Source organism: Pseudomonas sp. NFACC37-1 (genome assembly GCF_900101575.1).
GTDB classification, from domain to species: domain Bacteria; phylum Pseudomonadota; class Gammaproteobacteria; order Pseudomonadales; family Pseudomonadaceae; genus Aquipseudomonas; species Aquipseudomonas fluorescens_AA.
On the sequence record NZ_FMUZ01000029.1, the window covers coordinates 1 to 14,191 of the forward strand.

Sequence of the window (14,191 nt, forward strand, 5' to 3'; positions counted from 1 at the left end):
ATAGGTTTCAAGTACCGTGCAGCACCACAAATCCACTGTGGGAGCGAGCTTGCTCGCGATCAGGCCTGCCCATTCAACATCCATGTCGCCTGACACTCCGCTATCGCGAGCAAGCTCGCTCCCACATTACTTGAAGCTTCAGCTCAGCCCCAGTTCCCGCCAGATCCTCAATACCTGCCGACGCTCATCCACGAACTGGTCGCCTGCAATCACCCCGGCATCTTTCTGCAAGGCCTGGCGGTGGGCGGCGGAGCGGTAGGCTTTGTAGGCTTCGCGCAACAGCGTGGCATCTTCGGCCGGCATCAACCCGAGCTCTTGCAACCCGTCCAGGATGCGGATGTTATCGGTGTAGCGCACCAGCGATGGATGCTCTTGGGACCACGCCAGGGCCGCGTATTGCACCATAAATTCAATATCGACGATACCTCCGGCATCCTGCTTGAGGTCGAAGGGCGCCGTGGCCTCGAAGGCATTCGCCGCAGTCCCGGCGGCGGTGGTCTTGCTGCCAAGGTTGTCGCGCATCTTGGCGCGCATCTCACTGACTTCCTGGCGTAGCGTCGGCAAGTCACGCTTGCGTCCCAGTATCTGGACCCGGACCTCCTCGAACGCTTGGCCCACATCCTGGCTGCCCACCAGCACACGGGCTCGCACCAGCGCCTGATGCTCCCAGGTCCAGGCTTCGCTCTCCTGATAACGGGCAAACGCCCCAAGGGAGCTGACCAGCAGCCCCGACGCCCCGGAAGGCCGCAGACGCATGTCCACTTCATATAGCTGCCCGGAGTTGGTCTGGGCCGTCAGCAGGTGAATGATCCGCTGACCGAGCCGGGTAAAGAACTGCGCGCCGTCGATGGGTTTCGGGCCGTCGGTTTCCGCCTGCGGGTCGCCATCGTGGATGAACACCAGGTCCAGGTCGGAACCATGCCCCAATTCCAGGCCACCGACTTTCCCATAACCGACAATAATGAAGCCCGGATTGCACAGGCTGCCGTCGGTGCGCAGTGGCACGCCGTGCTTGGCGGCCGTCTGGCGCCAGGCCAGGGCCAGCACTTGCTCGAGAATCGCCTCGGCCAGCCAGGTCAGGTAATCGCTGACCTTCATCAGCGGCAGGCTGCCGGCGATTTCCGAAGCCGCCACCCGCAGGCGGTGCGCCAGCTTGAAATGCCGCAACGCCTCCATTTGCTGCTCCAGGTCATCCTCGGGAATGCGCGTCAGGCGCTCACGCAACTCCGCGGCCAACTCCGGTGCCAGGGGCGGCTTGAACAGCCGACCTTCGTTGAGCAGCTCATCGAGCAGCAACGGAAAACGGGTGATTTGCTCAGCAATCCACGGGCTCGCCGCGCACAGCGTCAGCAAGCGCCGCAGGGCACCGGGGTTTTCCGTCAACAACACCAGGTAGGCCGAACGGCGAGCCACGGCCTCCACCAAGGGCAGTACCCGCTCCAGCACCAGGTCCGGATCGGCATGCTCCACAGCCTGGGCCAACAGGCGTGGAATGAACGCATCCAGGCGCTCGCGCCCCAAGCGTTGCATGGCGCGCAACTGCGGGCTGGCGCGCAGGGCGGCCAGGGCCTTGAGGGCTTTGGGCGCATCGGCGAAGCCGCCCTCTTCCAACTGACGGCACGCCGCCCCTTCATCCTGGCTGTCTTCCCACAATGGCAACCATTCGCCGCCCACCACCACTTCGCTTTCGCCGCCCTCTTCTTCATCCGGGTCGGCGATGACCTGGCCGAAATGCCAGGCCACGCGCCCGCGCCAGTACATCAACTGCTCGTGAAAGGCCGACCAGTCGGCGAACCCCAGCATGAATGCAATGCGTGCCTGATCCTGCGGGCTGTCCGGGAGCATCTGGGTCTGGCGGTCGGCGATGGCCTGGATCGCATGCTCGGTATAACGCAGGAACTCATAGCCCTGGCGCAGCTCGTCGATCACCTTGGCCGGCAGGTAGCCCTGGCCCTCCAGGGTGCTCAACACTTTGAGCAACGGGCGCTGCTGCAAGCTCAAGTCCCGACCGCCATGGATCAGTTGGAACGCCTGGGCAATGAACTCCACCTCGCGAATACCGCCCGAGCCCAGCTTGATGTTGTCGGCCATGCCCTTGCGCCGCACCTCCTGCTGGATCAGTTGCTTCATGGTGCGCAGCGCTTCGATGGCGGAAAAATCCAGGTAACGCCGATAGACGAACGGGCGCAGCATGTCGAGCAATTGCGCGCCGGCCACCTGGTCGCCCGCCACCACCCGCGCCTTGATCATGGCGTAGCGCTCCCAGTCGCGGCCCTGGTCCTGGTAATACTGCTCCAGGGCATTGAAGCTCAACACCAGCGCACCCGCCGAACCGTAGGGGCGCAGGCGCATGTCGACGCGGAACACGAAGCCGTCGACGGTCATCGGGTCCAGGGCCTTGATCAGGCGCTGGCCAACGCGGATGAAAAATTCCTGGTTATCCAGCGGCCGCTTGACGCCCACGGTTTCGCCGCCCTCGGGGTAGGCGAAGATCAGGTCGATGTCCGACGACAGGTTCAGCTCCACGGCACCCAGCTTGCCCATGCCCAGGATGACCATCTGCTGCGGCTCGCCGCTGCGCCGTCCGGTGGGCGTACCGAATTGCTGGCTGAGGCGCTGGTACAACCAGTGGTAAGCCTGGTCGATGCAGGTGTCGGCCATGTCTGAAAGATCGCGACAGGTCTGGACCAGATCGGCCTGACGGTTCAGGTCGCGCCAGATGATCCGTACCTGCTGGCGGGTACGCTGGCGGCGCAGGACGCGCCCCAGTTCGTCTTCGGTTTCGGCGGCCAGCACGGCGGCGGCAATCTGCGCGCGCATTTCACCGGGCGCCAGGCTGCGGTCCAGTTCGCCGCTGCGTACCAGCTCCAGCAGCATCGCCGGGTCACGGACACTCTGCTCGATGACAAAGTCGCTGGCGGCGGCAATACGGCTGAACGCTTCCCAGCGTTGCGGGGTCCAGGCCGAAAGCCCGCGATCGTCGTCGAGGGAGGCGACCGCCGCACGGAACGACTGCTCGGCACGGCTGACCAATGACTGGAGAATGGCCGGTACCATTTCCGGTATTGGGGCAAGCGAAGGCAGGCTCATGGTCTATCCTTGATCGGCGCGGGAGAGGCTGGATGTAGTGTTTTTTCAGAAGACACTACCTGATCGACTGTCGAACAAAGATGATAAATAGCTGAAAATCTGATTTTATTGGCAGCCGGCATCAAGTTTTTACCTGTTCGTGTTGGCTAAAGACCAACGGTAACGATTATTCTCACAACGAAATGAGGGGCCATACGCCGCTCATGTGTAGTTTTACTACTCGTCTATACATTCGAAAGGCTGAAACGGCCGACGATTTGTAGTAAAACTACACGCCGCCGAAACAACCTTCGGCAATCCAAGAATTTATATCGTCTGCCCACAAGGCCAGTCGCAAACTCAGGCAACCGATTCTGGTAGCCTTTCCGCCCTGGAGCAAGCCATGCAAGACCTCGATCCCGTCGAAACCCAGGAATGGCTGGACGCCCTGGAATCGGTTCTCGACAAAGAAGGCGAAGACCGTGCTCATTATCTGATGACCCGTATGGGCGAACTCGCGACCCGCAGCGGCTCGCAACTGCCCTACGCCATCACCACGCCGTACCGCAACACGATCCCCGTTACCCACGAAGCACGCATGCCTGGCGACCTGTTCATGGAACGCCGCATTCGCTCGCTGGTACGCTGGAACGCGTTGGCCATGGTCATGCGTACCAACCTGAAAGATTCTGACCTGGGCGGTCACATCTCCAGCTTCGCCTCCAGCGCGACGCTGTATGACATCGGCTTCAACTACTTCTTCCAGGCCCCGACCGACGAACACGGCGGCGACCTGATCTACTTCCAGGGTCACGCATCGCCAGGCGTCTACGCCCGTGCGTTCATGGAAGGCCGCATCACCGAAGACCAGATGAACAACTTCCGCCAGGAAGTGGACGGCAACGGCCTGTCCTCGTACCCGCACCCTTGGCTGATGCCGGACTTCTGGCAGTTCCCGACCGTGTCCATGGGCCTGGGCCCGATCCAGGCGATCTACCAGGCGCGCTTCATGAAGTACCTGGAAGCCCGCGGTTTCATCCAGCCAGGCAAGCAGAAAGTCTGGTGCTTCATGGGCGACGGCGAGTGCGACGAGCCGGAATCCCTGGGCGCGATCTCCCTGGCCGGCCGCGAGAAGCTGGACAACCTGATCTTCGTCATCAACTGCAACCTGCAGCGCCTCGACGGCCCGGTTCGCGGCAACGCCAAGATCATCCAGGAACTCGAAGGCGTGTTCCGTGGTGCCCAGTGGAACGTCAACAAAGTCATCTGGGGCCGTTTCTGGGACCCACTGCTGGCCAAGGACGTCGACGGCATCCTGCAACGCCGCATGGACGAAGTCATCGACGGCGAGTACCAGAACTACAAGGCCAAGGACGGCGCGTTCGTCCGCGAGCACTTCTTCAACTCGCCTGAACTCAAGGCGATGGTTGCCGATCTGTCCGACGACGAGATCTGGAAACTCAACCGTGGCGGCCACGACCCGTACAAGGTCTACGCGGCATACCACCAGGCGGTCAATCACAAAGAACAGCCGACCGTCATCCTGGCCAAGACCATCAAGGGTTATGGCACCGGTGCCGGCGAAGCGAAGAACACTGCGCACAACACCAAGAAAGTCGATGTCGACAGCCTGAAGCTGTTCCGCGACCGCTTCGACATTCCGGTCAAGGACAGCGAGCTGGAAAACCTGCCGTTCTTCAAGCCCGAAGAAGGCAGCGCCGAAGCCCGTTACCTGGCCGAGCGCCGTGCCGCACTGGGCGGTTTCGTGCCCCAGCGCCGCGCCAAGAGCTTCAGCGTCCCGACCCCGCCACTGGAGACCCTCAAGGCGATCCTGGACGGTTCGGGCGACCGTGAAATCTCCACCACCATGGCCTTCGTGCGGATCCTCGCGCAATTGGTCAAGGACAAGGAAATCGGCCAGCGCATCGTCCCGATCATCCCGGACGAAGCCCGTACCTTCGGTATGGAAGGCATGTTCCGTCAGTTGGGCATCTACTCGTCCGTCGGCCAGCTCTACGAGCCAGTCGATAAAGACCAGGTGATGTTCTACCGCGAAGACAAGAAGGGCCAGATCCTCGAAGAAGGCATCAACGAAGCGGGCGCCATGAGCTCCTTCATTGCCGCCGGTACTTCGTACTCCAGCCACAACCAGCCGATGCTGCCGTTCTACATCTTCTACTCGATGTTCGGCTTCCAGCGTATCGGCGACCTGGCCTGGGCCGCTGGCGACAGCCGTACCCGTGGCTTCCTGATCGGCGGCACCGCCGGCCGCACCACCCTCAACGGTGAAGGCCTGCAGCACGAAGACGGCCACAGCCACATGCTGGCCGGGACCATCCCGAACTGCCGCACCTATGATCCGACCTACGGCTACGAGCTGGCGGTGATCATCCAGGACGGCATGAAGAAGATGACCGAAGAGCAACAGGACGTCTTCTACTACATCACCGTGATGAACGAGTCCTACCAGCAGCCAGCCATGCCGGCCGGTGTCGAGGCAGGCATCGTCAAGGGCATGTACCTGCTGGAAGAAGACACCCGCGAAGCGGCGCACCACGTCCAGTTGATGGGCTCGGGCACCATCCTGCGCGAAGTGCGTGAAGCCGCGAAGATCCTGCGTGAAGAGTTCAACGTCGGTGCCGACGTCTGGAGCGTCACCAGCTTCAACGAACTGCGTCGCGACGGCCTGGCCGTAGAGCGCAGCAACCGCCTGCACCCTGGCCAGAAGCCAAAGCTGAGCTACGTCGAAGAGTGCCTGAACGGCCGCAAAGGTCCGGTCATCGCCTCTACCGACTACATGAAGCTGTTCGCCGAGCAGATCCGCCAGTGGGTTCCTTCCAAGGAATTCAAGGTGCTGGGCACCGACGGTTTCGGCCGTAGCGACAGCCGCAAGAAGCTGCGTCACTTCTTCGAAGTCGACCGTAAGTTCGTTGTGTTGGCAGCCCTGGAAGCCCTGGCTGACCGTGGCGATATCGAACCTAAAGTGGTGGCCGAAGCCATCGCCAAGTTCGGCATCGATCCGGAAAAACGCAACCCACTGGACTGCTGAGGAGAATTTTCGTGAGCGAACTCATTCGCGTACCTGACATCGGCAGCGGTGAAGGTGAAGTAATTGAACTGTTTGTGAAGGTCGGCGACCGTATCGAAGCCGACCAGAGCATCCTGACGCTTGAATCGGACAAGGCCAGCATGGAAGTGCCTGCGCCGAAGGCCGGTGTCATCAAGAGCCTGAAAGTGAAGCTGGGCGATCGCCTGAAAGAAGGCGACGAACTGCTGGAGCTGGAAGTCGAGGGCGCCGCTGCGGCGCCTGAAGCGGCCGCTCCCGCCGCTGCCCCGGCGGCGGCTGAAAAGCCTGCCGCCGCACCGGCCGCCGAAGCAGCTCCCGCTCCGGCCGCTGCGCCTGCCGCGGCCACGGTCCAGGACATTCATGTCCCGGACATCGGTTCGTCGGGCAAGGCCAAGATCATCGAAGTGCTGGTCAAGGTCGGCGACACCGTCGAAGCCGATCAGTCGCTGATCACCCTGGAATCCGACAAGGCCAGCATGGAAATCCCATCGCCGGCCGCCGGTGTGGTGGAAAGCGTCGAGATCAAGCTGGAAGACGAAGTCGGCACCGGCGATCTGATCCTGAAGCTCAAAGTGGCGGGTGCCTCGGCACCTGCTGCGCCAGCCCCGGCCGCTGCACCTGCCGCCAAGGCTGAAGCAGCGCCAGCGCCTGCCGCAGCGCCTGCCACCAAGGCCGAAGCTGCGCCTGCGCCTGCCCCTGTCGCCGCCGCGCCTGCGCCAAGCGGTGCCAAGGTGCACGCAGGCCCGGCGGTGCGTCAGTTGGCCCGTGAATTCGGTGTCGAGCTGTCGGCCGTTGGCCCAAGCGGCCCGCACGGTCGTGTGCTCAAGGAAGACGTGCAAGCCTACGTCAAGGCCATGATGCAGAAGGCCAAGAACGCACCGGCCGAAGGCGCCACCGGCGGCGCGGGCATCCCGCCGATCCCGGCGGTGGACTTCAGCCGCTTCGGTGAAACCGAAGAAGTGGCCATGACTCGCCTGATGCAGATCGGCGCGTCGAGCCTGCACCGCAGCTGGTTGAACATTCCACACGTGACTCAGTTCGACCAGGCCGACATCACCGAGCTGGAAGCTTTCCGCGTCGCGCAGAAAGCCGTGGCGGAAAAGGCCGGCGTGAAGCTGACCGTGCTGCCACTGCTGCTCAAGGCCTGTGCGCACCTGCTCAAGGAACTGCCGGACTTCAACAGCTCCCTGGCCCCAAGCGGCAAGGCTGTGATCCGCAAGAAATACGTGCACATCGGCTTTGCCGTCGACACCCCGGAAGGCCTGCTGGTACCGGTCATCCGCAACGTCGACCAGAAGAGCTTGCTGCAACTGGCTGGCGAAGCCGCTGCCCTGGCCGAAAAAGCCCGGAACAAGAAGCTCACCGCCGACGACATGCAGGGCGCCTGCTTCACCATCTCCAGCCTCGGTCACATTGGCGGCACCGGCTTCACGCCGATCGTCAACGCGCCGGAAGTGGCGATCCTGGGTGTTTCCAAGGCCACCATCCAGCCAGTCTGGGACGGTAAGGCCTTCCAGCCGAAGCTGATGCTGCCACTGTCGCTGTCCTACGATCACCGTGTGATCAACGGCGCCGCCGCTGCACGCTTCACCAAGCGCTTGAGCGACCTGCTGGGCGACATCCGCACCATCCTGCTGTAACACCGGGCGGCCCTCCCTTGGGGAGGGCCATTCGGAGCACCGTTTTCCGAGCGCCACGCTCGTACCTCAACCCCGTCCGTTTGGCGGGGCTTTTTTTGCCTGGCATTCGAGCCAGGTGCATGGGTGTTGTATGTGGCGGCCGCATCGCGAGCAAGTCGCTCCCACAGTGGATTTGCGGTGCTCCTGTGGGAGCGAGCTTGCTCGCGATAGCGGCATTTCCTACCCCGCAAGTTTTAAATGACTACAGCCCCTATTAGTCATTGCCCACAACTTGCGCCCCCTTCCCCGTCGATATTTATGGCGCGCCGGGCTTTAGCATCAAAACCGCCAAGGCCACTTGATGCTTGCACCCACCGACTAAAACTTCGAATGGATTCGAATATGTTCAAACCTACCGTCGGCCCCATTGTCGGGCACACGACCACTGACCATGCCCGGATATTCCTGCGGGGCGATCACGGCAACAACCGGGTATTTGCCGGTATACGACACCGGCGTCGAGGAGACACACGCTGGTCAAAAGGGCACTTTGTCCAATTGAAGGCCTACCGCGACATGTCCGATGTGATCGTGTTGAAAGACCTTCAACCCGACACCGCCTATGAATACCAGGCCGGCTGGCTCAGCCCCTTGAGCCCGACCCATACCGTGGAAACCATCCAGGAACTGCCACTGCAATGGCCTCGGAACACCTATTGCTTGCACACGCCGGCCGACAAACCCGATACGCCACGGGCTTACATCGTCGGCTCATGTCGCTACTTGCGGATCGCCGCCAGCACCCCGTTGTTCCCCAGCCTTGGGGATCGCACCTTTGCCGGCATCAATCGCATCGTCGAACAGGCCGACCCACCGATCAGCGCGGTGTTAATGACCGGAGACCAGGTTTATCTCGATGACTTGAATATCATCGGCCCGGACCGAAGCTATAAACACATCCTCTTCAGATACCGAGCGGTATTTACCCAGCCGCACATCAGCAAGCTGATGTCTGGCACGCCGACCTACATGATCCTCGACGACCATGAAATCGAAGACAACTGGCCCGCCAGGAAAACCGGCCACGACGACGTCCTGTATGCCAATGCCATGAGCGCCTATGGGCTTTACCAGGCCAGCCATGGGCCCGCCCATGAACTGTCGAGCGACGGAACATTGAACAGGTCGTTGACCCGCTACTGGTACACCTTTGCCCATGGCGATATCCACTGGTTCGTCACCGACAGCCGGACGCAACGCAACCTGTCGGCGGACGATCGGCGCATCCTCGACGCGGACCAGGAGCAATCCCTGCTCGAATGGCTCCTCAGCAGCCCCGCCCGGGTCAAGCTCGTCGTCACCAGCGTGATGTTTTTCCCTGACCGCCAGCGCAATGACGGCGATGCCTGGCAGGCCTTCCCGGAACAACGCTTGCGCCTGTTGGAAACCATCCGCCGCCACCGGATCAAAAACGTGGTGTTCATCTCGGGTGACGTTCACGGCTCGATGACCAGCCGCCTGCGTCACACTCAGGATCCTGATTTCGAGGTCAACACCGTCGTTTCCTCGCCGTTCTACAACAGCAAATTGCTGCCTTTTGCAAAAGCCGCGGATTTTATTTTCCACAGGCCCATGGCCCGTACGGACAGCGGGGAGTACCGCTATGAACTGACCAGCGCAGTGGTGAGCCAGGACAACTTCGCCCGCCTGCAGGTCACGGCGCAGAGCCTTCATGTCACCTTCCACGACCGTGACGGCGAGCCCTTGCAGACGATCGATATTGCGCTGCGATGAACTTCCATGCCCTCTGATCGGCTGGCGACTGGAGAAATCCCTTTGTCGGCCGATAAAAGGTTTATAGCACTTGGCCTTCATCTCTCTTGTCAGCCAGTGCCGCAATGATGCAACCTTGCGCCAATCCGTAATAACGAGGGCGTCAGCCCGGCGCGATCAGCATTTTCGAAGCGAGTTTCCCCATGAAAAGCCAACCCGATGCCGCCAGCCGTATGGCGGCCGAGGTAGTGACGCAGTTACCGGTGCCCGCGCGGCTCGGTATGCTGCGTTTCGAACGGCTGAATGAAGCTAGCTGGGCGCTGTTGTTTCTCGATCCCAATTGCGAGCGACACTTCGGCCTGCCGGCGGTGGAACTGTGCTCGCTGGTCAGCTCGCCGTACGCCAGCCTGATGGAGCCCGAAGCGCGCTATCAATTGCACGACGCCATCCAGCAGCAACTGGCCCAGGCCGCGCATTACCAGATTCGCTACACGCTCCACACCGCCAAGGGCCCGATGAATGTGCTGGAGACGGGCGAAACCTACAGACAGCACAATCGTCATCTGCTGCGCGGTTACTTGCTGGTGGTGGACAATTTGCTGCAAAGTGAACCCTCCCTGCCGGCCCTGGACCTGGAAACCCAGAACTCGCGCCTGCAGATCGCCCTGGAACTGAACCAGCGCGCCCAGCAAGAGCAGCTCCAGCACCTGGACCGGGTACGTGCCCAACAAGACCTCATCCTGCTATTGACCCGCCAACGCTACAGCGCCAACAACTCCCTGCTCGAAGCGGCCGAACTCATTACCCGCAGCGCCTGCGACATCTACCAGATCGACTGCGCCAGTATCTGGAACCTGGATGACGGCAAACTGGTGCCGATTTCCGCCTACAACCGCGCCTCCCAGGAGTACTTCCTGCCGGCAGTCATCGACGCCAGCGAGTTTCCCGACTACATGGAGGCGCTGCAGACCTGTCGTGCCATCGACGCCCACAATGCGATGCGCGACCCACGCACCCGGGAGATGGCCGAGAGCCTGCGCGCCCGCGACGTCAACGCCATCCTCGACGCCAGCGTGCGCATCGACGGCCAAGTGGTGGGCGTGCTGTGCCTGGAACAAGTGGGGGCCACCCGCGCCTGGCAGTCGGATGAGATCGCCTTCGCCGGCGAACTGGCGGACCAGTTCGCCCAGGTCATCAACAACCACAACCGCCGCACCGCCACCAGCGCCCTGCACCTGTTCCAGCGCGCCGTGGAGCAAAGCGCCAACGCGTTCCTGCTGGTCAATTGCGACGGAGTGGTGGAGTACGTCAACCCAAGCTTCACTGCGATCACCCAGTACACCACCGAGGAAGTCCACGGCCAACGCCTCTCGGAACTGCCGGCCCTGGAGAACCTCAGCGAGCTGCTGTTCGACGCGCCCTCGGCGCTGGCCCAGAGCAACAGTTGGCAGGGCGAGTTCAAGAGCCGGCGCAAGAACCTGGAACCCTACTGGGGCCAGTTGTCGATTTCCAAGGTCTACGGCGACAACCGCGAGCTGACCCACTACATCGGCATCTACGAAGACATCACCCAGACCAAACTGGCCCAGCAGCGCATCGAGCGCCTGGCCTACACCGACAACCTGACCAACCTGGGCAACCGCCCGGCGTTCATTCGCAACCTCGATGAGCGCTTTGCCCGGGACAGCGACTCGCCCATCAGCCTGCTGCTGGTGGACATCGACAACTTCAAGCGCATCAACGACAGCCTCGGTCACCAGACCGGCGACAAGCTGCTGATCAGCCTGGCCCGGCGCCTGCGCAACAGCCTGAGCCCCAGCGGCAGCCTGGCGCGATTCGCCAGTAACGAGTTCGCCGTGCTGCTGGACGACACGAGCCTGGAGGCCGGGCAGCAGATCGCCAGCCAATTGCTGATGACCCTCGACAAACCGATGTTCGTCGACAACCAGTTGATCAGTGTGACCGGCTCCGTAGGCCTGGCCTGCGCGCCGCTGCACGGCCGTGATCCGCAGACCCTGATGCGCAACGCCGGCCTCGCCCTGCACAAGGCCAAGGCCAACGGCAAGCATCAGGTCCAGGTGTTCACCGAGGCGCTGAATGCCGAGGCCAGCTACAAGCTGTTCGTCGAAAACAACCTGCGTCGCGCCTTGACCCAGAACGAACTGGACGTGTTCTACCAGCCCAAGTTGTGCCTGCGCAGCGGCCGTCTGCTGGGCATGGAGGCACTGCTGCGCTGGAACCATCCGGAAAAGGGCATGATCCGCCCGGACCAGTTCATCAGTGTGGCCGAAGAAACCGGCCTGATCATTCCCATCGGCAAATGGATCGCCCGCCAGGCCTGCCGGATGAGCAAACAGCTGACCGCGGCCGGCCTGGGTAACCTGCAAGTGGCGATCAACCTGTCGCCCAAGCAGTTCTCCGACCCGGATCTGGTCGCCTCCATCGCCAGCATCCTCAAGGAGGAACAACTGCCGGCCCGGCTGCTGGAACTGGAGTTGACCGAAGGCCTGCTGCTGGAGGCCACCGAAGATACCCACTTACAGCTCGACCAGCTCAAGCGCCTGGGGCTGACCCTGGCCATGGACGACTTTGGCACCGGGTACTCATCCCTGAGCTACCTGAAAAAATTCCCGATCGACATCATCAAGATCGATCGCAGCTTCATCCATGAGATCCCGGACAACCAGGACGACATGGAAATCACCTCGGCGGTGATCGCCATGGCCCACAACCTGAAACTCAAGGTCGTGGCCGAAGGCATCGAAACCGCCCAGCAATTGGCGTTCCTACGGCGTCACCGCTGCGACGTCGGCCAGGGCTACCTGTTCGACCGTCCCATCCCCGGCGCGGAGCTGGTCGAAAAGCTCAAGCGCTACCCGCGTGGGCCGCTCGTATAACTCAAGCTTCAAGCTTCAAGCTTCAAGCTTCAAGCAAACGATGGCACACTCTCACCACTTGTAGCTTGCAGCTTGCGACTTGCAGCTGCCTCCCTAAGAGGACTGATAATGGTCTTGCGCTCGGAAATCCTGGTGAATAAAAACGTGCTTCCTACTCAAGAACAAGCCCTGCCTGGCCGTGAAACCCCGATGACTGTGCCGGACAAACACTTCGTCCTCGACGCGCCCCTGCTGGGCCCATTTGCCATGGACGTGGATTTCGCGATCTTCGGCCTCGGCTGCTTCTGGGGCGCGGAACGCAAGTTCTGGCAGCGCGAAGGCGTGGTCAGTACCGCGGTGGGTTACGCCGGTGGTTTCACCCCGAACCCGACGTACGAAGAAGTCTGCTCGGGCCTTACCGGCCACAGCGAAGTGGTGCTGGTGGTCTACGAACCAGCGAAAGTCAGCTACGAACAACTTCTAAAGATGTTCTGGGAACTGCACAACCCGACCCAGGGCATGCGCCAGGGGAACGACATCGGCACCCAGTACCGTTCGGTGATCTATGCCACCACCCCGGACCAACTGGCGGCGGCCAAACACAGCGAGCAAGTCTTCCAGGCCGAGTTGACCAAGGCCGGCAAAGGCACCATCACCACCGAAATCGAAGAAGCACCGACGTTCTACTTCGCCGAGGCCTATCACCAGCAGTACCTGGCGAAGAACCCGGAAGGCTATTGCGGGATTGGCGGGACCGGCGTGACCTGCCCGATCTGACTGTCGGGCCCTGAAAAGCTTCGCGAGCAAGCCCGCTCCCACAGGTCTGGCGGCGTACACGACTCTTGCGTACGCCTCAGATCCAGTGTGGGAGCGGGCTTGCTCGCGAAGGCGTCCTTCCAGACAACCTGAATACATTGGCTCAATGATCAGCTCTCAGCGATCAGCCAATCCATCTGCCACCCGCCCTGGGTCTGCCCCAGCTTTTTCGACAGCCACGGCAGCAGCTCACGCAACTCTTCTTCCAGCCCCCATGGCGGATTGGCAATCGCCAGGCCGGAGCCGTTCAGGCTGTTGGGCGTCGCCAGTGGGTGCACGAGCAGCTCCACGCGCAACAGCTTCGGCGCTCCCGTGCCGGCCAGGTCCTGGTAGAAGCGACGCAACATCCGCTGGTCCTTCACCGGGTACCAGATGGCCGCCACCGTCTGGCGCATCCGGCCAATGGCCTCCTTGAGCGAGGCGGCGCAGCGCTGCATCTCGTCAAGCTGCTCGAAGGGCGGATCGATCAGCATCAAGGCACGCTTTTCGGCCACCGGCAGCAACGCCCGCGACACATGCCAGCCTTCACCCAGGTGCACCGCCACGCGACGGTCGCCTTTCATGTTGTCCTTGAGCAACACGCCGTCTTCAGGGTGCTTTTCGTTGAGCAGCACACGGTCCTGGGGACGAGTCAGGCGCCGCGCCAGTTCCGGCGAGCCCGGGTAGTAGCGCAGTTGCCCGTCCGGGTTCATCTCGCGCAGCACCTTCATGTAATCGGCAGTCAATGGCGGCAGGTCGCCCTCGCCCCACAACCGCGCAATGCCTTCCAGGTACTCACCGGTACGGTTGGCCTGGTCACCCTGCAAGTCGTACAGCCCGATGCCCGCGTGGGTGTCTAGGTAGGCGAAGGGCTGTTCCTTGCGCGACATCAGCGCGATGAGGCGGGTCAAGGTCAGGTGTTTGAACACGTCGGCGTGATTGCCGGCGTGGAAAGCGTGGCGATAATTCATGGCGGCTCCTGCGAAGGGCAA

General features: G+C 62.0%; 7 protein-coding genes. 5 read left to right on the forward strand and 2 right to left on the reverse strand.

The annotated features are described in order from the left end of the window. Window positions 1-138: 138 nt before the first annotated feature. Complete coding sequence (glnE, locus tag BLP82_RS23400; protein WP_092173470.1) at window positions 139-3,090, reverse strand: bifunctional [glutamate--ammonia ligase]-adenylyl-L-tyrosine phosphorylase/[glutamate--ammonia-ligase] adenylyltransferase; 2,952 nt, start codon at window positions 3,088-3,090, stop codon at window positions 139-141. A gap of 382 nt (window positions 3,091-3,472) precedes the next feature. On the opposite strand from glnE, the gene aceE reads away from it, so the two are divergent. From aceE to msrA, 5 genes are all read left to right on the forward strand, one after another. Next, the gene (aceE, locus tag BLP82_RS23405) at window positions 3,473-6,118 is read left to right on the forward strand and encodes a pyruvate dehydrogenase (acetyl-transferring), homodimeric type (protein WP_060739476.1); all 2,646 of its coding nucleotides are present in this window, start codon (window positions 3,473-3,475) and stop codon (window positions 6,116-6,118) included. 11 nt (window positions 6,119-6,129) lie between these two features. Next, the gene (aceF, locus tag BLP82_RS23410; protein ID WP_092173475.1) at window positions 6,130-7,776 is read left to right on the forward strand and encodes a dihydrolipoyllysine-residue acetyltransferase; all 1,647 of its coding nucleotides are present in this window, start codon (window positions 6,130-6,132) and stop codon (window positions 7,774-7,776) included. A gap of 381 nt (window positions 7,777-8,157) precedes the next feature. Beyond that, window positions 8,158-9,549, forward strand: a complete 1,392-nt coding sequence (locus BLP82_RS23415) for an alkaline phosphatase D family protein (RefSeq protein WP_092173479.1) — start codon at window positions 8,158-8,160, stop codon at window positions 9,547-9,549. A 182-nt stretch (window positions 9,550-9,731) separates the two neighbouring features. Further along, the gene (locus BLP82_RS23420; protein WP_092173483.1) at window positions 9,732-12,425 is read left to right on the forward strand and encodes a putative bifunctional diguanylate cyclase/phosphodiesterase; all 2,694 of its coding nucleotides are present in this window, start codon (window positions 9,732-9,734) and stop codon (window positions 12,423-12,425) included. Between the two features lie 108 nt (window positions 12,426-12,533). After that, window positions 12,534-13,181, forward strand: a complete 648-nt coding sequence (gene msrA / locus BLP82_RS23425) for a peptide-methionine (S)-S-oxide reductase MsrA (protein WP_092173488.1) — start codon at window positions 12,534-12,536, stop codon at window positions 13,179-13,181. A 149-nt stretch (window positions 13,182-13,330) separates the two neighbouring features. Here msrA and BLP82_RS23430 read toward each other — a convergent pair whose 3' ends face one another. Continuing rightward, on the reverse strand, window positions 13,331-14,170 hold the full coding sequence (locus tag BLP82_RS23430; RefSeq protein ID WP_092173492.1) for a 23S rRNA (adenine(2030)-N(6))-methyltransferase RlmJ: 840 nt from the start codon (window positions 14,168-14,170) through the stop codon (window positions 13,331-13,333). Window positions 14,171-14,191 lie beyond the last annotated feature (21 nt).